Source organism: Aeromicrobium sp. Leaf289 (genome assembly GCF_001423335.1).
GTDB lineage: Bacteria > Actinomycetota > Actinomycetes > Propionibacteriales > Nocardioidaceae > Aeromicrobium.
In genome coordinates, this window is the sequence record NZ_LMNK01000002.1 from 873,527 (window position 1) to 894,376 (window position 20,850).

A 20,850-nucleotide genomic window follows, 5' to 3' on the forward strand; every position below is an offset into this window, starting at 1 on the left:
GTCGGCGTTCCCTGGGGTCGGACCCCGGTCCATGTCTCACCGGGTGAGGCGGTCCAGGAACGCGACGAGCAGGGCCTCGCGCAGGCGCGGGGGCGCGACGTCGAGCAGGGCGTTCACCGGCGCCATCTCCTGCGGCACGGACACCTCGCCGCTGCCGTCACCGAGGCCCGCGGTCTGCAGGAGCAGGTCGAACGTCGCGTCGTCCAGCGTGGCCGGGTCGAGGGACTCGGCCACGGCGCGCAGCTCGGCGTCCACCGTCACCGGACCGGCCGCGACCGCGTCGGCCGTCGCGGCGGCGAGGTCCTCCAGCAGCTGCGGGACCTGCGGGGCGGTGGCGGCGCACATCGTCAGGTGCAGCGTCGCCGGCTCGTCGCGCCACGACATCTGCGGCTGCACGAACCAGCCGCGGGCGAGCATGCGGTCGCTCAGCGTGAACACGTCGAGCGCGTCGTCGGCGCCGACGCACAGCAGCGTCGAGTCCGGCGGCACCACCACGTGCAGGTGGTCGATGCCGCCGATGCCGTCGGCGAGCGCGCGGGTGGCGTCGACCGTCTGGCGCACGAGTCGGGCGTAGCCGTCGGCGCCGAGGTAGCGGACCACGGCCCACGCCGCCGCGAGGGGCCCACCGGACTTGGTGGACTGCACGGTGGAGTTGAGCATCGTGTAGCCGGGCCAGTCGGCGCTCGCGTAGAACTGCGCTCGCCGGTGTGCGGGGTCGGCGAACAGCAGCAGCGAGACGCCCTTGGGCGCGTAGGCGTACTTGTGCAGGTCGACCGAGACACTGGTGACGCCGGGGACCGCCAGGTCCCACGCCGGAGCGTCGTCGACCCACGGCAGGACCCAGCCACCGATGCAGGCGTCCACGTGGAGCCGCAGGCCTCGCGCCGACGTCTCCGTGGCGATCTCGGGAACCGGGTCGACGACGCCGTGGGCGTACGAGGGCGCCGACACCGCCACGAGCACCACGCGCTCGCCGAGCCCGTCGATCGCCTCGACCATCGCGCCGACGTCGGCGCGACGGGTCCGCGGGTCGACGTCGACCGCCACGAGCTCCACCCCGAAGTAGTGGGCGGCCTTGTGGAACGCGGCATGGATCGTGGTGGGCACGACCATGGCCGGGCGGTCGACGGGCGAGGCGTCGCGCGCGGCCTTGACGGCGAGCAGGATCGACTCGGTGCCGCCCGACGTGACGGTGCCGACCGTCTCGGGCGGTCCGTGCAGCGCGTCGCGCGCGAAGGTCACGAGGTCGCGCTCCATGCGCAACAGGCTCGGGAACGCGGTGGGGTCGAGCCCGTTCGTCGCTCCGTACATCGCGAGCGCCCGGCGGCCGAGCTCGTCGGCCTCGGCGATGCCCGAGTCGTAGACGTACGCCAGGGTGCGGCCGCCGTGCGTGGGCAGGTCGCCGGCGCGCAGCTCCTCGAGCTCGGCGATGACGGCCTCGGGAGTGGGATGGCTGGGGGAAGAGTCAGGCACGGGCGAGCTCCTCGTCGAGGCGGTAGCGGCGCAGCAGCAGGAGGCTGAGCGCGATGATCGCGGCGGGGACCAGCGAGAACCCCAGGGTGATCGCGGTGAGGGCCGAGTCGGGCTGCGCGACGTCCTGCCCGCCCGTGGACGAGACGTACCCGCCGACCGCGAGCACCAGGGCGAACAGTCCTGGGCCGAGTGCGAGGCCGAGCGTCTCGCCGGCGGTCCAGACGCCGGTGTACACGCCGATGCGGTTCTGCCCGCTGCGCCGGGCGTCCCGGGCGGCGACGTCGGGCAGCATGGCCATCGGGAACACCTGGGCGCCGGCGTAGCCGGTGCCGACCAGGGCGGCGGCGGGGTAGACGACGAGGGCCGTGGCGTCACGGGCGGCGAGCAGGCCGAGGGCGCCGACGACGAGCAGCAGCGTGGCGACGGTGTACCCGGCTTGCTTGCCACGCCCGGCGAACAACCGCTCCCAGAGCGGGGTCACGAGGAGGGCCGGGCCCACGAAGGAGGCGAACAGGAACGTCGAGGCGGCCGCGGAGTCGAACAGCTCGTCCGCCACGTACGCGACGCCGGCGAGCATGGCGCCGATGCCGAGCGCCTGGAGCACGAAGCAGCCGAGCAGTGCACGGAAGTCGCGGTCGCCGGACACGAGGGCGAGCTGCTCGCGCAGGCCGCCTGCCGGTGGCGCGACGTCGAGCCGGGGTGCGTCGCGGGTGCCGCGCCACGCACCGACGACGCCGAGCACCAGCAGCACCGCGACGTAGACGCCCATGACGCGGTACCCCGCAGCGTCGGAGTCGCCGTCGCCCACGGCGTCGACCACCATCGGAGCCGTGGCGCCGGAGAGCAGGATCGCGAGCGCCAGCACCGCGACCCGCCACGTCATCAGGCGGGTGCGCTCGGCGTAGTCCGACGTCATCTCCGCCGGCATCGCCACGTACGGCACCTGGAAGAACGCGTACGCGCTCGCGCAGCCCAGGAACATCACCACGACCCAGGCGCCCGCCAGCACCGACGGCTCCGTGGGTCCGGCGAACATGAGCGCGAAGAACACCGCCAGCAGCAGCCCGCCCCGCAGCAGGAAGGGGCGGCGTCGGCCCTGGGGGTGCGTCGAGGCGTCGCTGATGCGCCCCGCGATCGGGTTGAGCACCACGTCCCACGCCTTCGGCAGGAAGACGATCACCGCGGCGACGACGGCGGCGATGCCGAGCGTGTCGGTCAGGTACGGCAGGAGGAGGAGTCCCGGGACCGTGCCGAAGGTGCCCGTGGCCACGCTGCCGAGCGCGTAGCCGCGCCGGACCCGCGGGGGCAGCGGCGTCGACGTCATGGCGGTCAGGCTAGGCGAGGCCGGGGCCACCGGCGGTCCCACGCGTCTCGACGATTCCCAGGTCGACCTGGGAATCTCCCGCTCCGCACGGATTCCTCACCCCTGCACGGGTTGCTCTCCGTGCGGGTGTGAGATCTCCGTGCCTCCGATCACCCGTGCAGGGTGCGCGGACTCGGCCGGCACGGCGGGACGGTGGGCGAGATGACGTGACGCGATGCGATGTGGCACGGTCGGCGTGGGGCGCGCGACGTGGCGCGCGGGAGGGGGAACGCATGACGTGGGCGGAGCTCGCCGGCCTGGCCGGCCTCGCGCTGGTCGACAGCACCAGCTTCGGCACGCTGCTCATCCCGCTCTGGATGCTGCTCGCGCCGCGAGTGCGGCCGGGGCGGGTGCTGCTGTTCCTCGGGACCGTCGTGGTCTTCTACTACGCGGTCGGCGTCCTGCTGCTCCTCGGCATCGACGTCGCCGTGGAGGCGGCCTCCGACCTCGGTGGAGCGCTCGCGGACAACCGGCCGCTCACGATTGCCCAGCTCGTGGTGGGCGTGGGGCTGTTCCTCTGGAGCTTCCGCGTCGAGAAGAAGGCCAAGGAGCAGTCCGGACCGAGTCCGCGCGCCAGACGCTGGCGTGCGGCGCTGCAGGGCGAGGGCGTCCCCGTGCGCACGACCATGGGCATCGCGCTCGTGGCCACCGTGCTCGAGGTCGCGACGATGCTCCCGTACCTGGCCGCCATGGGCCTGCTCTCGCGTGCCGACGTCGACCGTCCGGTCCAGCTGCTCGTGCTCGTGGGCTACGTGCTCGTCATGGTGCTGCCGGCCCTCGTCCTCCTCGTGCTCCGAGTCGCGGCCTCCCGACTCGTGGAGCCGTGGCTCGAGCGGGCCGACGCCTGGATGTCGGCGCGCACGGGCTCGATGATGAGCTGGGTCATCGGCATCGTCGGCTTCTTCGTCGGCATCGACGCGTTCGACCGGCTCTTCGGCTGACCGTCAGCGCCGACGCGTGCTCGTCTCGGGGTTGCTCCGCGCGGGCCGGGGCGTCTTGTCGTGCGTGCGCCTGACGTTGCGCAGGTCGTCGAGGAAGCTGTTGGCCCACGTGTCGATGTCGTTCTCGACCACCTGCTTGCGCATGGCCTTCATGCGGCGGTGGCGTTCCTTCTCGGGCGCCTGCATGGCCTCGACCAGGGCCTCCTTGAGGCCGTTGATGTCGTACGGGTTCACCCGGTAGGCGTGGCGCAGCTCGGCCGCTGCGCCAGCGAACTCGCTGAGCACCAGCGCGCCGTCGTCGTCGTAGCGGCACGCCACGTACTCCTTGGCCACCAGGTTCATGCCGTCGCGCAGCGGTGTCACGACCATGACGTCGGCGGCCCGGTAGAGCGCGGCCATCTCCTCGCGCGGGTACGACGCGTGCAGGTACGTGATCGGCTGGGCGCCGATGCGGCCGACGTCGCCGTTGATGCGGCCCACGAGCCGGTCGATGTCGTCGCGCAGGATCTTGTACTGGCCCACCCGCTCGCGCGACGGCGTGGCCACCTGCACGAACACCGCGTCCTCGACGTCGACGGAGCCCTCGGTGATGAGCTCGCCGAAGGCGCGGAGCCGCTGCCGCAGACCCTTGGTGTAGTCGAGGCGGTCGATGCCGAGCAGCACGCAGCGCGGGTTGCCGAGGCTCTCGCGGATCTCCGCGGCCCGGGCCGCCACCTCAGGTCGTCGGGCCATCTCCTCGAAGCCGGCGGAGTCGATGGAGATCGGGTAGGCGCGGGCCGTCACGATCCGGCCGTCGTCGAGGTAGACCGTGTCGCGGTGGGTCTTGTTGCCGACGCGCTGCCGCACGAGCCGCACGAAGTTCTGCGCGGCGCCGGGCAGCTGGAAGCCGACGAGGTCGGCACCGAGCAGGCCCTCGAGGATCGAGCGACGCCACGGCAGCTGCTGGAACAGCTCGTTCGGCGGGAACGGGATGTGCAGGAAGAAGCCGATGCGCAGGTCGGGCCGGAGCTCGCGGAGCATCTGCGGCACGAGCTGCAGCTGGTAGTCCTGCACCCACACCACGGCGTTCCTGCGAGCGACCTTCGCGGCCCGCTTGGCGAAGCGCCGGTTCACCTCGACGTAGGAGTCCCACCACTCGCGGTGGAACTCCGGCGGGGCGACGACGTCGTGGTAGAGCGGCCAGAGCGTGCCGTTGGAGAAGCCCTCGTAGTACTCCTCGTACTCCTGGCTCGTGAGGTGCACCGGGACGAGCGTGATGCCGTCGTGCTCGAAGGTCCGCAGCTTCTCGTCGGGAGCGCCGTGCCACCCGATCCAGGCTCCGCCGTTGCGGCGCATCACGGGCTCGAGGGCGGTCACCAGGCCGCCGGGGGAGGTGCGCCAGGTGGTGCTGCCGTCGGGCTGGACCACCCGGTCCACGGGCAACCGGTTGGCGATCACCACGAAGTCCGCCGTTGCCGCCATGGCTCCACCCTAGGCGAGCGGCGGGACCGCGCCCGTCGACCGCGCCGGGCGGGCCGGGTCCGTCAGCGCTGGCCGGTCAGCACTGGCTGGTCACCGATGAGCGTGCGTGCCGATCTGCTCGAGGATCGTGTCCATCAGCTCCTGGATCTGCAGGGTGGCCTCGAGCGGCAGCAGCGCCGACGCGGTCCGTCCGTCCCGCAGGCAGGCCGCGACCTCCTCGGCCTCGTGGGCGTACCCGCGTCCGGTGACGGGCACGTCGATCCGCTCACGCTCGTCCCCGCGCACGAGCGTGAAGGACGTGGGGTGGTGGAAGCGGCCGTCGATCTCGATCCGTCCGTCCGTGCCGGCGATCGAGGCCGTGCTGTCGGACTGGGCGAGCTGCGTCCACGCGATGCTCGAGACGGGCTGGTAGCCACCGGACCCGCGAGCCTCGTGCACCAGCGTGGCCCCTCCCGCCACGTCGAATCCGCGCGCGTGCAGCGCGCCGGCGGCGGTGACGCTGTGCGGGTGGCCGAGCACCAGGTGGGCGAAGGTGAGCGGGTAGATGCCGATGTCCAGCAGCGCGCTGGCCCCGAGCTCGGGGTCCCACAGGCGTGCGACGTCCGGGCCGGCCGCGAACCCGAGGGCTGCCCTGAGCTCGCCGACCTCTCCGATCGCGCCGGAGTCCACGCGCCGCTTCACCTCGCGGATGACGGGGTTCGTGCGCATCCACATGGCCTCGGCCAGGAACAGGTCCGTCTCGCGTGCGCGGGCGACGAGCTCGCGTCCGCTCGCGACGTCCAGCGTCATGGCCTTCTCGCACAGCACCGGCTTGCCGGCGTCGAGGCACAGCAGCGCGTCCTCGAGGTGGCGGCTGTGCGGGCTCGCGACGTAGACGACGTCGACGTCGGGGTCGGCCACGAGCTCGTCGTAGCTCCCGTACGCGCGGGCCGTCGGCGTGCCGTGCTCGTCGAGGAAGGTCTGGGCCCGCGTCCGGTCGCGCGAGCCCGCGGCCACCACCTCGTGGTCGGGCAGCAGGGCCAGGTCCCGTGCGAAGCTGCCGGCGATGTGTCCGGTGGCGAGGATGCCCCAGCGCAGGGGCCGGTCGGCGGGGACGGCCGCGGCGGCGCGCTGGTCGGTGCTGGGCAGGTCGGTGCTGGGCTGGATGCTGCTGGGGGACTCGGCCATGCCTCCACGCATACCAGAGCAGCAGTCCGCCGAAGCGAATGACACCACTGTCATTCCTGGGTTAGGGTGACGCCATGAGCGCAGTGGAGCAGTCGAGCCACGACCCGGCACGTCCGGGCAGCACGTTGACCGACCGCGACCTCGACATGCTGTCGATGGAGCGGCTCTGGTGGCAGTTCGCCGGGGCCAAGGAGCAGGCCATCCGCGAGAAGTTCGACATGTCCGCCACGCGGTACTACCAGCTGCTGAACGCCCTCATCGACAGCGACGACGCCCTCGCCTTCGACCCGCTGCTGGTCAAGCGTCTGCGTCGTCTGCGTGCTCAGCGCCAGCGCAGTCGCTCGGCGCGCCGCCTCGGCATCGATCTCTGAGTCGCGGTCGCGGGTGTCCGACCACCGCCGCACGGTGACCCGCCGGGCGCTCGTGCTGCCCACCTGGGCGCTCCTCGCGGTCGGCGGGGTGGTCGTGCTGGCAGGAGCCTGGCTCGCCTGGCTCCTGGTCACCGGCCCCGACGACGACGCCCCGGTCGCGTCGGCGAGCTCGAGCCCTGCTGCGTCCGAGCCGTCCGCCACGCCCACGCCGGAGCCCACCGAGACGACCGAGCCGGAGCCCAGCGAGACGCCGGAGCCCGAGCCCACCGAGACCAGCGAGCCCGAGCCCACCGAGCCCGCGGTCGACCGGTCGTCGATCCAGGTCTCCGTCCTCAACGCGTCGCGCACCCAGGGCCTGGCCCGCACGGTGGCCCAGCGGGTCACCGCCGAGGGCTGGACCGTCGGCGCGGTGGGCAACTGGCGCGGCTACTCGGCGGCCAACACCGTGCACTACCCGCAGGGCCGCGAGGCGGAGGCGCGGCAGCTGGCCGACGACCTCGGCATCCAGGCCGTGGCCCCGATCGTCAACGGGATGAGCGGCCAGCGGCTCACGATCGTGCTGGTCGGTCCCGTCTCCTGAGTCGCGCTCCGCGGCTGCGATGATGCTCGGGTGCCCGCGGCAGACCACCCCACGCCCGACGTCCCGGCGTCGCTGCTCGTCGACCCCCGGCAGATCCTGCTCGGACTGGACTTCGACGGCACCCTCTCGCACGTCGTCGACGACCCGACCCGGGCCTTCGCGCACCCCGACGCCGTCACGGCCGTCGCCCGTCTGGGTCACGTGCTGGGGCAGGTCGCGATCGTCACCGGCCGTCCGGTCGAGCAGGCGCTGACCCTCAGCGGGTTCCGTGGGCTCGCGGGCCTCGAGCGGCTCGTGATCTGTGGGCAGTACGGAGCGGAGCGGTGGGACGCCGAGGTCGACGTGCTCGAGCGTCCCGACCGTCCGGACTCGGTGGAGCGGCTGGCGTCGATGCTTCCCCAGTGGCTCGCCGACCACCGCGCAGGGCACGTCCGCATCGAGGACAAGGGCCTGGCGGTCGCGATCCACACGCGGGGCATCGACGCGGACCTGATCCACGAGCTCGAGGGCCCGCTCCGGGCGCTCGCCGCGGACCTGGACCTCGAGGTCGAGCCGGGCCGCCAGGTGCTCGAGCTGCGCGGTCACGCGACCGACAAGGGGGTCGCGCTGCGCGACCTCGTGGAGACGACCGGCCTGCGGAGGGTCGTCTACGTCGGCGACGACCTGGGCGACCTGCCGGCCTTCGAGGCGGTGGAGCACCTGCGCCGCAGCGGTGGCGACGGTGTCCTGGTGGCGTCGGCGTCGGGCGAGCAGGACGCGCTCGTGAGTCGCTCCGACGTGGTGCTGCCCGGACCCGACGGCGTCGCAGCGTGGCTCACGGCCTGGGCCGACGCCCTCGACGCCTGAGTGCTGCGCCGTGAGCATCCCCGGGGAGCGCCTGCCGGTCCACACGCCGTGGACGCGCGTCCGGACGGTGCTGAACTGGGTCAACCTGAGCACCGTGGCCGGCCTCGTGGTCGCGTGGCTGGGCGGCGCCACGATCGAGCGGCACGGGCGCGGCACCTACCTGGCGGGCGGCTACCGATGGCGCTTCCCGGTGGCGAGTGCCTTCACGCTCGGCTCCGTGGTCGTGAGCACCCACGACCACGCCTGGCTGCGCGACCGGCCCCGGCTCCTGCAGCACGAGGACCGGCACGTCACCCAGTACGCCTGGTTGGTCGGTCCGGTCATGGTGCCGCTCTACCTGCTGGCGGCCGGGTTCTCCTGGGTGGTCGCGGGCGACCACTCGTCGTACAACCCATTCGAGCGGCTCGCGGGCCTGGACGACGGCGGCTACCCGCCCGTGAAGACTCGACGTCGGCGTCGGCACGGGCGGTGAGCAGGGCTCAGCCGACGGTCCGGTCCGGCCGGCCCGGGACGAACAGCGCGGCGACGAGCGCCACGCCGACCGCGCCCGCGGCGGCGAGCAGCGACGGACCGATCGCCCCGTCGTAGCCCTGCGGCGAGATCGAGCCGCCGGCTCCCTGGAAGACCGCGACGATGACCGCGATCCCGAGCGCCACGCCGAACTCGCGGACGGTGTTGTTGGCCGAGCTCGCGATCGCGAGGTCGTCGTCGGGCAGTCCGTCGAGCACGGCGGTCGACATGGGGGCGAACGTCAGGCCCATGCCGACGCCGGCCAGGACCAGGGGAACCACCAGGTCGCCGTAGCCCGACCAGCTCTCGACGACCGATGCGAACCACACGAGCGACACGGTCTGCAGGGAGAGCCCGACGACCAGCAGCGACCGGGCGCCCAGGCGGGGGACGAGTGCTCCGGCGATCGGGGCGACCACCATGGGTGCGGCGGTCCAGGGGAGCGTGCGCAGACCGGCCTCGAGCGGTGAGTAGCCCTGCACGACCTGGAGGTACTGCGACAGCAGGAACACGCTGCCGAACATGCCGAGGCTGAACATGAGGCCGATGACGTTCGCCGCGCTGAACGCCCGGCGACGGAACAGGCGGAGCGGGAGGACGGCGTCGTCACCCGGGCGGGTGGATCGGTCGAGCCGTGCGGCCCATGTCAGGTACCCGAGCGCGAGGGCCGAGGCGGCCACGAGGGTGCCGACGACCCCGGCGGAGGACCACCCGTCGTCGTTGCCGTGGACGATGCCCCAGACACCTGCGAAGACCGCACCACCGAGCAGGAACGTGCCGACGACGTCGGGGCGTCCGGGCGCGGAGCTGCGCGACTCCGGGGTGGCGAGCAGGAGCAGCGGCACGGCGACCAGGGCCACGGGCACGTTGATCCAGAAGATGGCCTGCCAGCTGAGCCCCTCGACCACGGCGCCGCCGATCACGGGTCCGACGGCGACACCCAGCCCGGCCACGCCGCTCCAGATGCCGATCGCGGCCGCTCGCGCCGCGGGGGGCACGGCGGCGACGAGGAGCGTGAGCGACAGCGGCACGATCGCCGCGGCGCCGACGCCCTGGAGGGCCCGCGCCGCGATGAGGGCCTCGGCCGACCCGCTCAGCGCGGCGGCCACGGACCCGAGCGTGAAGACGCCGATGCCGGCCAGCATCACGCGTCGTCGTCCGAGGCGGTCGCCCACGGCGGCCAGCGCGAGCATGAACGTCGCGAAGGGCAGCGTGTAGGCGTTCATGAACCATGACAGCTGGGTGTCGGTGGCGCCCAGGTCGGACTGCACGACCGGCAGGGCGCTCGTCATGACCAGGTTGTCGAGGGTGGCCATGAACATCGGCAACGAGGCCGCCGTGAGGGCGAGCGCCGTGCGTCGGCGCGCGGAGGTCGTGGTCGCCGACGGCGTGCCCGTGGGCGGTGGGGCAGAGGCGGGGGAGTCGAGGGTGTCGGTGGTCATGGGAGTGCTCCTGGGGAGGGGACCGAACGTAGAAGGCATCGAATGATTACTTGTGGCGACTTTAAGTAATCGGGTGATAACCTGTCAACCATGACCCCCCGGATGAGTGCCGACGCCCGCCGCGAGCTCGTGCTCGAGGCCGCCACCCGCGCCTTCGCCCGGACGGGGTACGCCGGGACCAGCACCGACGCTGTGGCCAAGGAGGCCGGCGTCTCGCAGCCCTACGTCGTACGGATCTTCGGCACGAAGCTCGAGCTGTTCGTGGAGGTGTTCGACCGCGCGACCCGTCGCATCATCGACGCCTTCGAGCACGTCATCGCCACGCAGGTGATCGACCCCGACTCCGAGGAGGGCCTCTCGCCGCTCGGCCAGGCCTACGCCGACCTGGTCCTGCGCGACCGCGACGCCCTGCAGCTCATGGTCCACGGGTTCGCCGCCGCGACCGATCCCGAGATCGGGGCGTTCGCGCGGTCGCGCATGACCGAGATCTTCCAGGTCGTCCGCGGCACCGGGATCGACGACGACCGGGCCCGTGACTTCGTGGCCCACGGCATGCTCATCAACGTGATGCTGGCCATCGGCGCCCCGGAGCACGTGACGGGCGACCCCGCGCTGCTGGCCCTCACCGACTGCGTGTTCGGCGACGTCGCCGACTCGCTCACCGAGGCCTCCTAGGCCTGCCGCGGGAACCGGGGTCGGGTCCCGTGCGTCACGCGTGCGCCCGGTTCACCGAGGGCCGGGACCCCCGCGACGCCCCGCTGCCCAGCGCAGGCTGAGCTGCACGTCGGCCATCCCCTCGAGGCGGGTCTCGACCTCGGCCACGCACACCGCGACGTCGGTGGGGTCGTCGTACTCGTGGCACTCCGCCGTCGACTCCGAGAGCGTCGGCGGGTGCTCGCTGCTGCCGTCCAGTCGGAACACGCTGAAGCCGTTCTCGGCATCGCCCTCCACGGCCACGATCGTGTGCCCCGGCAGGCGGTGCCGGCTGGACGGCGGGTCGGCGAGGACGGCACTGCTCAGCAGTCCGGCGGTGACGGCGAGCGCCGGCGCAGCCACGAGCGTGGCGGCACGGGTGCGGAGTGGACGGATGGTGAGCGGCATGGTGAAGACCTCCGACGTCGGCACCGGTCGGTCCGGTGCGGTCGACGGGACATGGCCCTCGTGGCCGGCGCGACGCCCGGCTGCGCCGACGGCTGTGGACGACCACGGGCGGCGCGCTCGCCTGCGGCTCGATCTGTGGACGCCCGCTCCGTGGACCGTTGCGTCTCGCATCGCGGACCAATTGGACACATGGTGAGACGCCTGCCTACGCTGGACCTGCTCATCCAGAGGGGTACAGGGACACGGCCCGACGACGCCCCAGCAACCAGCTCCACCGTCCACCCAGGACACCGGAGCCAGGTGCTCATTCCGTCCCGACCAGAGAGGTCGGGAAAGATGACCAGGAGGCTTTCGTGAGCATCACCACCGCCCCGTCCACCACGTCCGCGGCATCCGACGTCGACAAGGCCGAGGTCGCCCAGCGCGGCTCGCTGCGCGACGGCGCCTTCGGGTCCGCCACCGGGCTCGTCTGCCGCGAGTGCGGCGCCACGCGACCGCTCGGCCCGCACTACGCGTGCGACGACTGCTTCGGCCCGCTCGAGGTCGACTACGACTTCGGCACGGTCACGCGCGAGCAGATCGAGAGCGGCCCGCGCAACATCTGGCGCTACAAGGCGCTCCTGCCGGTGCCCGACGACATCGAGTCCAGCCCGAACACCGAGCCCGGCTTCACGCGGCTGCTCGAGGCGCGCAACCTCGCCGCCGAGCTGGGCCTGACCAGGCTCTGGGTCAAGGACGACAGCACCAACCCCACCAACTCCTTCAAGGACCGCGTCGTCGCGTGCGCCCTGAGCGCCGCCACCGAGCTGGGCGCGAAGGTCTTCGCGTGCCCGTCGACCGGCAACCTCGCGAACGCCGTGGCCGCCGCCGGGGCGCGCGCCGGCATCCGCACCGTCGTGTTCATCCCGAGCAACCTCGAGACGCCCAAGCAGGTGAACTCGGCCGTCTTCACCGACAACCTCGTCGCCGTCGAGGGCAACTACGACGACGTCAACAAGCTCGCGAGCGAGATCGCCGGCGAGGAGGACGGGTGGGCGTTCGTCAACGTCAACGTCCGACCGTTCTACGCCGAGGGCTCCAAGACGCTGGGCTACGAGATCGCCGAGCAGCTGGGCTGGCGCCTGCCCGACCAGATCGTCATCCCGGTGGCCTCCGGCTCGCAGCTGACCAAGGTGCACAAGGCGTTCAAGGAGCTCATCGACCTCGGCCTCGTCGAGGACAAGCCCTACAAGGTCTTCGGCGCCCAGGCGCAGGGCTGCAACCCGGTGGCCACGGCGTTCGCCGAGGGTCATGACGCGATCCGCCCGGTCAAGCCCGACACGATCGCCAAGTCCCTCGCCATCGGCAACCCCGCCGACGGCATCTACGTGCTCGACATCGCGCGGGCCACCGGCGGCGCCGTCGAGCAGGTCAGCGACGACGAGATCCGCGACGCGATCGTGCTGCTGGCGCGTACCGAGGGCATCTTCACCGAGACCGCCGGCGGCACGACGCTGGCCGTCCTGAAGAAGCTCGTCGAGACCGGGCAGCTCGACCCGGACCTCGAGACGGTGTTCATCAACACCGGCCACGGGCTCAAGACCCTCGACGCCGTCTCGGGCCGCGTCGGCCCGGCCGCGACGATCGCCCCCACGTACGACGCGTTCGTCGCCTCCGGCCTCGCCTGAGCCGACGACCGCTCCCGCCCCTCACCCCTCGATCGACTGGAGACCACCGTGTCCGTGTCCGTCCGCATCCCCACCATCCTGCGCAGCTACACCGGCGACTCCTCCAAGGTCGAGGCCGACGGCGCGACGCTCGCCGAGGTGCTCGACTCGCTCGAGTCGTCCTACGCCGGCATCAAGGCCCGCATCGTCGACGAGGACGGCAAGCTCCGCCGCTTCGTCAACGTGTACGTGGCCGAGGAGGACGTGCGCTTCGCCCAGGGCCTCGAGACCCCCGTCAAGGACGGCGCGCAGATCAGCATCATCCCCGCCGTCGCCGGCGGCTGCGCCTGATCCTCGTCCTGCGGGTGGGCAGCCGAACAGGCGCACCGGCGCACGGAGACCTCACGCCCGCACGGGAAGCAACCCGTGCAGACGTGAGGAAGCCGTGCGTGCCGGGCGATTCCCAGGTCGACCTGGGAATCTCCGAGCCGCGTCAGCGGACGAAGCGGGGGGTGAGCGGCGGGTTCCACCACTCGCCGTTGCTGGCGCGCACCGCGCCGACGACGTGCAGCACGACGGCCCAGACGATGACGATCCCGTAGGTGACGAAGCCGATCAGCACCAGCATGAGCGGGAGCGAGAGCAGCAGCAGGATGCCCGTGGTGATCTGGACGTTGAGCGAGTTGGCCGCCTGGCGGCGGGCGTACTCGCCACGGTCCTTATAGACGAGATAGATCACGAGGGACGCCACGAAGCCGAGGGTGCCTGCGCTCAGCACGAGGGCGGCCGCCGGCACGGCGTGCACGATGACGCCGATGCTGCGCTGGGTGTCGTCGGACAGGGGCTCGCCCTGCCCGGTGCCCTGGCCGGGCGCGGGCTCGTGGGGATAGGCGGTCATGAGAGTCCAGCTCCTCGATCGATGTTCGTGTGCCTCCACTGAAGCACGCCGACCGAGCAGCGCACCCTGTTCCCGGGGTGCGGCCAGGGTGCGGTCAGGGTCGATCGGGGTCCATCCCGAGGGCGGTGTCGCAGGCCGGTCGACGGGCTGGGTGACCAGCGGGTGAACCGCGCTCTTCTGCGCCGCGACCGGCGCGTATAGGCTCGGCGTCAGATCGGTCCGGGCAGGTGGTTCGATCGCGTCACCAGGTGGGAGTTCGTCATGGTGCAGGGCACCGTCAAGTGGTTCAACGCCGACAAGGGCTACGGCTTCATCGAGGTCGAGGGCCAGGGTGACGTCTTCGTCCACTGGTCCAAGATCAAGTCCGACGGCTACAAGACGCTCGAGGACGGCCAGGCGGTCGAGCTCGAGGTGGTCGACGGCCCCAAGGGCCGTGAGGCCCAGGAGGTCGTCGGGCACTGACCCGGTGACGGGCGCCGTCGCTGCCCGTCGTGACCACGCGCACCGGACGCTCGTCGACGTCGAGCGCCCCGGTGTGACGCACCTCATCTGACACTTGCGGTGTCACATGGCGCGCTGACATACTCCCGGAATGTTCCCCGCCATCCTCGTCGCCGCAGAGCCTGCCCCCGTGGGCGGAGCGGCCCTCGACCAGGTCATCGGACTGAGCGTCGGGGCCGGCCTCGTGACCGCGGTCCTCGTCGCCATCGCCTGGGCCCACCGCACCCACCGCATCGAGTGGTTCCAGACCCTCGGTGACCGCCTGCACGAGCGCACCGGCGAGCCCGGCTGGGCGTCCATCCCCTCGCTGTTCGTGGCCAGCTCCCTCGTCGTCGCGCTGCTCGGGTTCCTGTGGGACGTGAGCCTGCACGCCGGTCGCGGACGCGACGAGGGCCCGCTCGCGAACCCCGCCCACTACCTGATCCTCTACGGGCTCTTCGCCCTGTTCATCGCCGGCATGAGCGCGATCGTGTTCCCGCGCGACGGCCAGCGTCCCGGCATCGCGTCGGTGCGGATCACCCGCAGCTGGTACGCCCCCGTCGCCGGCATCTTCATCGCCGCGTGCGGGCTCTACGCCCTCATCGGCTTCCCGCTCGACGACGTGTGGCACCGCCTGTTCGGCCAGGACGTCACGCTCTGGGGCCCGACGCACCTCATGCTGATCGGCGGCGCCGGCCTCTCGACGGCCGGCATCATCCTGCTGCACCGCGAGGCCGAGTTCTCCGAGGAGTGGAAGCGCTCGGCCGACAACCACGGCGCGCGGACGCTGCACAAGCTGACCCTCTCGATGGCGTTCGGCGGCCTCCTCATCGGCCTGTCGGTCTTCCAGGCGGAGTTCGACTTCGGCATCGCGCAGTTCCGCATGGTCTTCGCGCCGCTGATGATCGCTGCGGCCGCCGCACTGACCCTCGTGGCCGCGCGGCTGTACGCCGGTCCGGGCGCGGCCCTGTTCGCGGCGTTCTTCTTCGTCATCACGCGCGGCGTCGTCTCGTTCATCGTGGGCGACGTCTTCGGCCAGGCGTCGCACGTGTTCCCGCTCTACCTCGGCAGCGCCCTGATCATCGAGCTGCTGGCGCTCAGCCGACTGAAGGACAAGCCGCTCGTGTTCGGCGCCGTCGGCGGTCTGCTGATCGGCACGGTCGGCACCGTCATCGAGAAGTTCTGGAACGACGCCGTCTTCCAGTTCCCGTGGCCGCAGGACATCTGGCTCGAGAGCCTGGTGACCGTGGTTCCCGTGGCCCTGGGCGCCGGTCTGTGCGGCGCACTGTTCGCGATGGGCCTCGACGGCCGCCTGCCGAGCAACCGCTGGGTGGGCCGCTCGATCGTGGTCGGGTCGATCGTCGTCACGTCCGTGGCCGTCGGCAACGGGCTCAACGCCACGGTGCCCGAGAACGCCGAGGCCACGTTCGCCGTCCAGCAGGTCGGCACGGAGGCCCAGCCCGAGATCATGGTCGAGGTCACCACCACCGAGGGCCTCGTCGACGAGAACCCGACGTGGGTGCAGATCACCGCGTGGCAGGGCGGCGGCGCCGGCGTCGTCACGCAGTCGCTGAGGCGCACCGGCCCGGACTCGTGGGAGACCACCGAGCCCATGCCGATCGGCGGCACCTGGAAGACGCTGCTGCGCGTGCAGGACGGCCGCATGCTCACCGCCGCGCCGATCTTCCTGCCGGCCGACGAGGCGCTCGGGGCCGAGGAGGTCCCGGTCGAGTCGCAGATGACCCGCGAGTTCGTCCCGGAGATCGAGATCCTGCAGCGTGAGCGCGAGCTCGACACCTCGCCGTGGATGTGGGGCGTGGCGAACCTCGTGGTCCTGATCTGCAGCCTCGCGATCCTGGCCGGCATCAGCGTGGCCGTGGCGCGCGTCTCCGGGGCCATCGCCCGCGAGGGACGCCGTCGGCGCGACGAGCTGGAGCACGGCCCGGGCGGCGGCTCGGGCCTGGACCAGGGGAGCGGAGCCGGGACGGCGTGACCCCCGACCCGGCGGTCCTCGGGGTCGCCCACGGCGAGGTGCTGTGGGCGCACCACGCCGCCCTCGTCGCGATCCCCGCCTTCGTGCCGGCGATCGTGGTCGTGGGGGTGGTGCTCTACATCGCCCGCAAGGACCGCCAGGACGAGCAGCGCGAACGAGACCTGATCGACCGGGCCTTCGAGCCCGACGCCGGCGAGACCCCCGACGACGGGGAGGAGAGGAACCCGACATGAGGACGACCACGACCACGACCGCGCGGCTGACCGCCGCCCTGGTGACGACCGTGGCTGCCGGGCTGCTGCTCGCCGGGTGCGGAGACCCGGACCCGGGCACGGACGCCCCCAGTGCTGCCCCGAGCAGCGCGAGCGCGTCCCCGTCGGCCGAGGAGAGTGCCGACGTGAGTGCCGATCCTGGCGTGGTCGTCGACGTCACCATCTCCGCCGACGGCCCGACGCCGCAGGGCGAGCGGGTGGAGGTCGAGGTCGGGGAGCCGATCACGTTGAACGTCACGGCCGAGGTCGCCGACGAGGTGCACGTGCACTCCGACCCGGAGGTGAGCATCGACGTCGAGGCCGGTGACGAGACGTCGAGGACGTTCACGATCGACCGCCCCGGCCAGGTGGCGGTGGAGTCGCACGCCACCCACGCCGTGATCGTGCAGCTCGTCGTCCGGCCCTGACCCGTGCTCGATCCGTTCGTGGGAGCCGTGCTGCCGCTGCCGATGCACGGCGTCGGCGGCTCGACGGACCTGCCGATCCCGTTCCTGTACGCGATCGTCGGTGCGTCGTGGGCGCTCACCATCTCCTTCGCCGTGCTGGCGTTCGCGTGGAAGGAGCCGCGCCTCCAGCCGCCGGCCGGGCACGTCGTCCCCGACGAGCCGTCGCGGCGGCCGTGGCTCGCGGTGCTGGGCGCGCTGCTCGCCGCCTGGTTCCTGGGTGCCCTGTTCCTCGGCCCCGACGACGCGACGAACCCGGGCATCGCCGCCTTCTACATCCTCGTGTGGGTGGGGCTGGTGCCGTTGGCGCTGCTCGCCGGGCACGTGTGGAAGGACCTGTCGCCGTGGCGGTCGCTGCAGTGGCTGGTGGGTCGCGCGACCGGTCGTCCGGAGGGCTTCGTGGCCTACCGCGACGTCTGGGGCTACTGGCCGGCGGCGGTGGGGCTGTTCGCCTTCGTGTGGCTCGAGCTGGTCTCGCCCGACGCCGGCGACGTCGTCACGGTGCGCACCTGGGTGGCCACCTACGTGGTCGTCACGGTGCTGGGCGGTGTGCTGTTCGGCCCGCGCTGGTTCGACCGCGCCGACCCGTTCGACGTCTACAGCGCCTTCGTGGCTCGCCTCGCCCCGCTCGTGCGTGACCGCAGGTTCGACCCGCACGACCCGTTGCGCTCTCTGCCGCTGCTGCCCGTCGCGCCCGGCCTGGTGGCCGCGATCGCGGTGCTGCTGGGGTCCACGGCCTTCGACAGCTTCTCGGCGTCCGAGCGGTGGCAGTCGGGCTCGCACTCCACGCTCACGACGTCACTGGTGCTGCTGCTGTTCTGCGTCGTGGTCGGCGTGGCGTTCGTCGCGGCGTCGGTGGCCACGGGCGGGGTCACGCCACACGAGCGCCGGGCGCTGCCCGGACTGATGGCGCACTCGCTGGTGCCGATCGTCGTGGGCTACATCTTCGCCCACTACCTGACCTACCTGCTCGAGCGCGGCCAGGCCGCGGCGATCGACCTGCTCCAGCTCCTGGGGGTCGGCAACGGGCTGGAGGTCTCGTACTTCCTGTCCGAGCACCCGGACGTGCTGGCCGTCTACAAGGTCGGGTTCGTGGTGGCCGGGCACGTCGTGGCCGTCGTCGCGGCGCACGACCGGGCACTCGCGCTGCTGCCGCGTGCGCACCGGCTCACCGGCCAGCTCGCCATGCTCGTGCTCATGGTCGGCTACACGTTCACCGGCATCTACCTGCTCCTCTCGGTCTAGGCTCGACGGATGGAGCCGACGGTCGCGGGAGAGGTGCTGACGACGCACCCGGTGGCCGTGCTGGCCATCCCCGCGTTCATCCCGGTCGTGGTGATCGTCGCGACGGTCCTGTGGATCGCCCGCAAGGACCGGCTGGCGGAGGCCGCGGAGCACGAGGCCGGCGACCCCGTCGCTCCGGTCCTGCCCGTGCCGGTCCCCGTGGCCGCCGTCGATCCCACTCGCGGTGAGACCCGCGGCCGGCCCTGGCGCGACCGCCTCCCCCGCCTCGTCATCGGCGACGAGGACTGACCGGTCGTCCCGCGGGGCGGACTGGCACTCTCGGGACCCGATTGCCAGTCGTTGGTTAGCACTCCTATAGTGAGAGTGCTAGACATCAGACCGGCCCGGTGAGGGTCACGGCCGCAGCGGGAAGGGTTCGCCGCGGCGCAGGGCTCGTCCGTCGCGGGCACCGACCGGTCACACCCACCACGTCGAACCGGAGAGTTCCACATGGCCAAGACCATTGCGTTCAACGAAGAGGCCCGTCGCGGTCTCGAGCGCGGCATGAACCAGCTTGCCGACGCAGTCAAGGTGACGCTCGGCCCCAAGGGTCGCAACGTCGTGCTCGAGAAGAAGTGGGGCGCGCCCACGATCACCAACGACGGTGTCTCCATCGCCAAGGAGATCGAGCTCGAGGACCCCTACGAGAAGATCGGCGCCGAGCTCGTCAAGGAGGTCGCCAAGAAGACCGACGACGTCGCCGGTGACGGCACCACCACGGCCACCGTGCTGGCCCAGGCGCTCGTGCGCGAGGGTCTGCGCAACGTGGCCGCCGGCGCCAACCCGATGGGCCTGAAGAAGGGCATCGAGGCCGCCGTCGAGGCCATCAGCAGCCAGCTGCTGGGCATGGCCAAGGACGTCGAGACCAAGGAGCAGATCGCCTCCACCGCGTCCATCTCGGCCGCTGACCCCACGGTCGGCGAGATCATCGCCGAGGCCATGGACAAGGTCGGCAAGGAGGGCGTCATCACGGTCGAGGAGTCGAACACGTTCGGCCTCGACCTCGAGCTCACCGAGGGCATGCGCTTCGACAAGGGTCACCTGTCGGGCTACTTCGTCACCGACCCCGAGCGCATGGAGACGGTCCTCGAGGACCCCTACATCCTCATCGTCAACAGCAAGATCAGCTCGGTCAAGGACTTCGTCCCGGTGCTCGAGAAGGTCATGCAGTCGGGCAAGCCGCTCGCGATCATCGCCGAGGACGTCGAGGGCGAGGCCCTGGCCACCCTGATCGTCAACAAGATGCGCGGCACCTTCAAGTCGGTCGCCATCAAGGCCCCCGGCTTCGGTGACCGCCGCAAGGCCATGCTGGCCGACATCGCCATCCTCACCGGTGGCGAGGTCATCAGCGAGGAGGTCGGCCTCAAGCTCGAGAACGCCGACATCTCGCTGCTCGGCACGGCCCGCAAGGTCGTCACGACCAAGGACGAGACCACGATCGTCGAGGGTGGCGGCTCGCAGGACCAGATCGCCGGACGGGTCAACCAGATCCGCGCCGAGATCGAGAACAGCGACTCCGACTACGACCGCGAGAAGCTCCAGGAGCGCCTCGCGAAGCTGGCCGGCGGCGTGGCCGTCATCAAGGTCGGCGCGGCCACGGAGGTCGAGCTCAAGGAGCGCAAGCACCGCATCGAGGACGCCGTGCGCAACGCCAAGGCGGCCGTCGAGGAGGGCATCGTCGCCGGTGGCGGCGTGGCGCTCGTCCAGGCCACCAAGGCCGCGTTCGAGAAGCTCGAGCTCGAGGGTGACGAGGCCACGGGTGCCAACATCGTGCGCACCGCCGCGTCGGCCCCGCTGAAGCAGATCGCGATCAACGCCGGCCTCGAGGGCGGCGTCGTGGCGGAGAAGGTCGCCGGCCTCGACGCCGGTCACGGCCTGAACGCCGCCACGGGCGAGTACGTCGACCTCATCGCCGCGGGCATCATCGACCCGGCCAAGGTCACGCGCTCCGCGCTGCAGAACGCCGCGTCCATCGCGGCGCTGTTCCTCACCACCGAGGCCGTCGTGGCCGACAAGCCGGAGCCGGCTGCCGCCGGTGGCGGCGCGCCGGACATGGGCGACATGGGCGGCATGGGCTTCTGAGCCCCCACCCGCACCACCCCTGACGAGGGCCCCGACCACCGCGAGGTGGTCGGGGCCCTCGCACGTGCGGCGGGTCGTGTCGGCGGGGCGTGGCAGGCTGCTCCGCGTGGCACGTGCACCGGTACCCGAGGCGTTGCTGGCGCAGGTGGCCGCCGTCCTCGACGACCTGCCCGAGACGCGCCGCGAGCGAGCCTGGACGGGGACCCGATGGGTGGTGCGAGGACACAACGTCGCCCACGTGTTCGGGGGTGAGGACGGCCTCGTGCGGGTCACCTTCCGGGCGCCGATGGACGAGGTGGCCGCCTTCGAGCACCTCGGCCACCCCTACTTCCGCGTCGGGCGCAGCGGCGACGTGGTGGGGCTGGTGCTCGACGACGGTCCCGGCGTCGAGCCGGCGGAGCTGCGCGAGCTGCTCACGGAGTCGTACTGCGTGCAGGCCCCGCAGGAGCTCGTAGCGCAGGTCGAGCGTCCCGCGCACTGAGGTCGGCGCGGCTGGC

General features: G+C 72.0%; 23 protein-coding genes and 1 riboswitch. Of the genes, 16 read left to right on the top strand and 7 right to left on the bottom strand.

Going from position 1 to position 20,850, the window contains the following annotated elements:
- Window positions 1–36: 36 nt before the first annotated feature.
- Together ASF37_RS08185 and ASF37_RS08190 are read right to left on the bottom strand one after the other, a co-directional pair.
- Window positions 37–1,473 (bottom strand): aspartate aminotransferase family protein, encoded by a 1,437-nt coding sequence (locus tag ASF37_RS08185; protein WP_056579834.1) that lies wholly within the window; start codon window positions 1,471–1,473, stop codon window positions 37–39.
- Window positions 1,466–2,797, bottom strand: a complete 1,332-nt coding sequence (locus ASF37_RS08190) for an MFS transporter (protein WP_056579836.1) — start codon at window positions 2,795–2,797, stop codon at window positions 1,466–1,468. The genes ASF37_RS08185 and ASF37_RS08190 overlap by 8 nt, the downstream gene beginning before the upstream one ends.
- Window positions 2,798–3,069: 272 nt before the next feature.
- On the opposite strand from ASF37_RS08190, the gene ASF37_RS08195 reads away from it, so the two are divergent.
- Window positions 3,070–3,777, top strand: a complete 708-nt coding sequence (locus ASF37_RS08195; RefSeq protein ID WP_056556230.1) for a GAP family protein — start codon at window positions 3,070–3,072, stop codon at window positions 3,775–3,777.
- Between the two features lie 3 nt (window positions 3,778–3,780).
- On the opposite strand, the gene ASF37_RS08200 is transcribed toward ASF37_RS08195, so the two are convergent.
- Together ASF37_RS08200 and ASF37_RS08205 are read right to left on the bottom strand one after the other, a co-directional pair.
- Window positions 3,781–5,238: a trehalose-6-phosphate synthase gene (locus ASF37_RS08200; RefSeq protein ID WP_056556226.1), complete on the bottom strand. Its 1,458-nt coding sequence runs from the start codon at window positions 5,236–5,238 to the stop codon at window positions 3,781–3,783.
- Between the two features lie 90 nt (window positions 5,239–5,328).
- Entirely contained in the window at window positions 5,329–6,405 is a 1,077-nt protein-coding gene (locus tag ASF37_RS08205; protein ID WP_082506445.1) for a Gfo/Idh/MocA family protein, read from the bottom strand.
- Between the two features lie 74 nt (window positions 6,406–6,479).
- Between ASF37_RS08205 and ASF37_RS08210 the strand changes: the two genes are divergently transcribed.
- The 4 genes from ASF37_RS08210 to ASF37_RS08225 are packed head-to-tail and all read left to right on the top strand — an operon-like array spanning window position 6,480 to window position 8,674.
- Complete coding sequence (locus ASF37_RS08210; RefSeq protein WP_055963545.1) at window positions 6,480–6,776, top strand: DUF3263 domain-containing protein; 297 nt, start codon at window positions 6,480–6,482, stop codon at window positions 6,774–6,776.
- Window positions 6,777–6,789: 13 nt separating this feature from the next.
- The gene (locus tag ASF37_RS08215) at window positions 6,790–7,356 is read left to right on the top strand and encodes a LytR C-terminal domain-containing protein (RefSeq protein ID WP_056579838.1); all 567 of its coding nucleotides are present in this window, start codon (window positions 6,790–6,792) and stop codon (window positions 7,354–7,356) included.
- A 30-nt stretch (window positions 7,357–7,386) separates the two neighbouring features.
- On the top strand, window positions 7,387–8,202 hold the full coding sequence (otsB, locus tag ASF37_RS08220) for a trehalose-phosphatase (RefSeq protein WP_055963551.1): 816 nt from the start codon (window positions 7,387–7,389) through the stop codon (window positions 8,200–8,202).
- Between the two features lie 10 nt (window positions 8,203–8,212).
- Window positions 8,213–8,674, top strand: coding sequence for a hypothetical protein (locus ASF37_RS08225; protein WP_235499971.1), 462 nt, complete (start codon window positions 8,213–8,215; stop codon window positions 8,672–8,674).
- A 7-nt stretch (window positions 8,675–8,681) separates the two neighbouring features.
- Here ASF37_RS08225 and ASF37_RS08230 read toward each other — a convergent pair whose 3' ends face one another.
- On the bottom strand, window positions 8,682–10,154 hold the full coding sequence (locus ASF37_RS08230; RefSeq protein ID WP_082482036.1) for an MFS transporter: 1,473 nt from the start codon (window positions 10,152–10,154) through the stop codon (window positions 8,682–8,684).
- A 90-nt stretch (window positions 10,155–10,244) separates the two neighbouring features.
- Between ASF37_RS08230 and ASF37_RS08235 the strand changes: the two genes are divergently transcribed.
- A complete protein-coding gene (locus ASF37_RS08235) occupies window positions 10,245–10,829 on the top strand; it encodes a TetR/AcrR family transcriptional regulator (RefSeq protein WP_055963558.1) in 585 nt (194 codons plus the stop codon).
- A 51-nt stretch (window positions 10,830–10,880) separates the two neighbouring features.
- Here ASF37_RS08235 and ASF37_RS08240 read toward each other — a convergent pair whose 3' ends face one another.
- On the bottom strand, window positions 10,881–11,255 hold the full coding sequence (locus tag ASF37_RS08240; protein ID WP_156368145.1) for a hypothetical protein: 375 nt from the start codon (window positions 11,253–11,255) through the stop codon (window positions 10,881–10,883).
- A 217-nt stretch (window positions 11,256–11,472) separates the two neighbouring features.
- A riboswitch (SAM riboswitch) is annotated at window positions 11,473–11,598 on the top strand.
- Window positions 11,599–11,614: 16 nt separating this feature from the next.
- Between ASF37_RS08240 and thrC the strand changes: the two genes are divergently transcribed.
- Both thrC and ASF37_RS08250 read left to right on the top strand, forming a co-directional pair.
- Window positions 11,615–12,922, top strand: coding sequence for a threonine synthase (gene thrC, locus ASF37_RS08245; RefSeq protein WP_369815232.1), 1,308 nt, complete (start codon window positions 11,615–11,617; stop codon window positions 12,920–12,922).
- A gap of 48 nt (window positions 12,923–12,970) precedes the next feature.
- Window positions 12,971–13,252, top strand: a complete 282-nt coding sequence (locus tag ASF37_RS08250) for a ubiquitin-like small modifier protein 1 (protein ID WP_055963564.1) — start codon at window positions 12,971–12,973, stop codon at window positions 13,250–13,252.
- A 142-nt stretch (window positions 13,253–13,394) separates the two neighbouring features.
- Here ASF37_RS08250 and ASF37_RS08255 read toward each other — a convergent pair whose 3' ends face one another.
- Window positions 13,395–13,799: a DUF4870 domain-containing protein gene (locus ASF37_RS08255; RefSeq protein WP_055963566.1), complete on the bottom strand. Its 405-nt coding sequence runs from the start codon at window positions 13,797–13,799 to the stop codon at window positions 13,395–13,397.
- Between the two features lie 261 nt (window positions 13,800–14,060).
- Here ASF37_RS08255 and ASF37_RS08260 point away from each other — a divergent pair, with 261 nt between their 5' ends.
- The 8 genes from ASF37_RS08260 (at window position 14,061) to ASF37_RS08295 (ending at window position 20,834) form a co-directional block, all read left to right on the top strand.
- Window positions 14,061–14,261: a cold shock domain-containing protein gene (locus tag ASF37_RS08260; RefSeq protein WP_055963570.1), complete on the top strand. Its 201-nt coding sequence runs from the start codon at window positions 14,061–14,063 to the stop codon at window positions 14,259–14,261.
- Between the two features lie 130 nt (window positions 14,262–14,391).
- Entirely contained in the window at window positions 14,392–16,272 is a 1,881-nt protein-coding gene (locus ASF37_RS08265; protein ID WP_156367955.1) for a hypothetical protein, read from the top strand.
- Window positions 16,269–16,505, top strand: coding sequence for a hypothetical protein (locus ASF37_RS08270; RefSeq protein WP_055963573.1), 237 nt, complete (start codon window positions 16,269–16,271; stop codon window positions 16,503–16,505). The genes ASF37_RS08265 and ASF37_RS08270 overlap by 4 nt, the downstream gene beginning before the upstream one ends.
- The gene (locus ASF37_RS08275; RefSeq protein WP_056579842.1) at window positions 16,502–16,951 is read left to right on the top strand and encodes a hypothetical protein; all 450 of its coding nucleotides are present in this window, start codon (window positions 16,502–16,504) and stop codon (window positions 16,949–16,951) included. Before ASF37_RS08270 ends, ASF37_RS08275 begins: the two co-directional genes overlap by 4 nt.
- Before the next feature lie 18 nt (window positions 16,952–16,969).
- Window positions 16,970–18,232, top strand: coding sequence for a hypothetical protein (locus ASF37_RS08280; protein WP_235493051.1), 1,263 nt, complete (start codon window positions 16,970–16,972; stop codon window positions 18,230–18,232).
- 9 nt (window positions 18,233–18,241) lie between these two features.
- Window positions 18,242–18,520, top strand: a complete 279-nt coding sequence (locus ASF37_RS08285) for a hypothetical protein (protein WP_055963579.1) — start codon at window positions 18,242–18,244, stop codon at window positions 18,518–18,520.
- 201 nt (window positions 18,521–18,721) lie between these two features.
- Window positions 18,722–20,353: a chaperonin GroEL gene (groL, locus tag ASF37_RS08290; RefSeq protein ID WP_055963583.1), complete on the top strand. Its 1,632-nt coding sequence runs from the start codon at window positions 18,722–18,724 to the stop codon at window positions 20,351–20,353.
- A 106-nt stretch (window positions 20,354–20,459) separates the two neighbouring features.
- Window positions 20,460–20,834 (top strand): MmcQ/YjbR family DNA-binding protein, encoded by a 375-nt coding sequence (locus ASF37_RS08295; protein WP_055966173.1) that lies wholly within the window; start codon window positions 20,460–20,462, stop codon window positions 20,832–20,834.
- Window positions 20,835–20,850 lie beyond the last annotated feature (16 nt).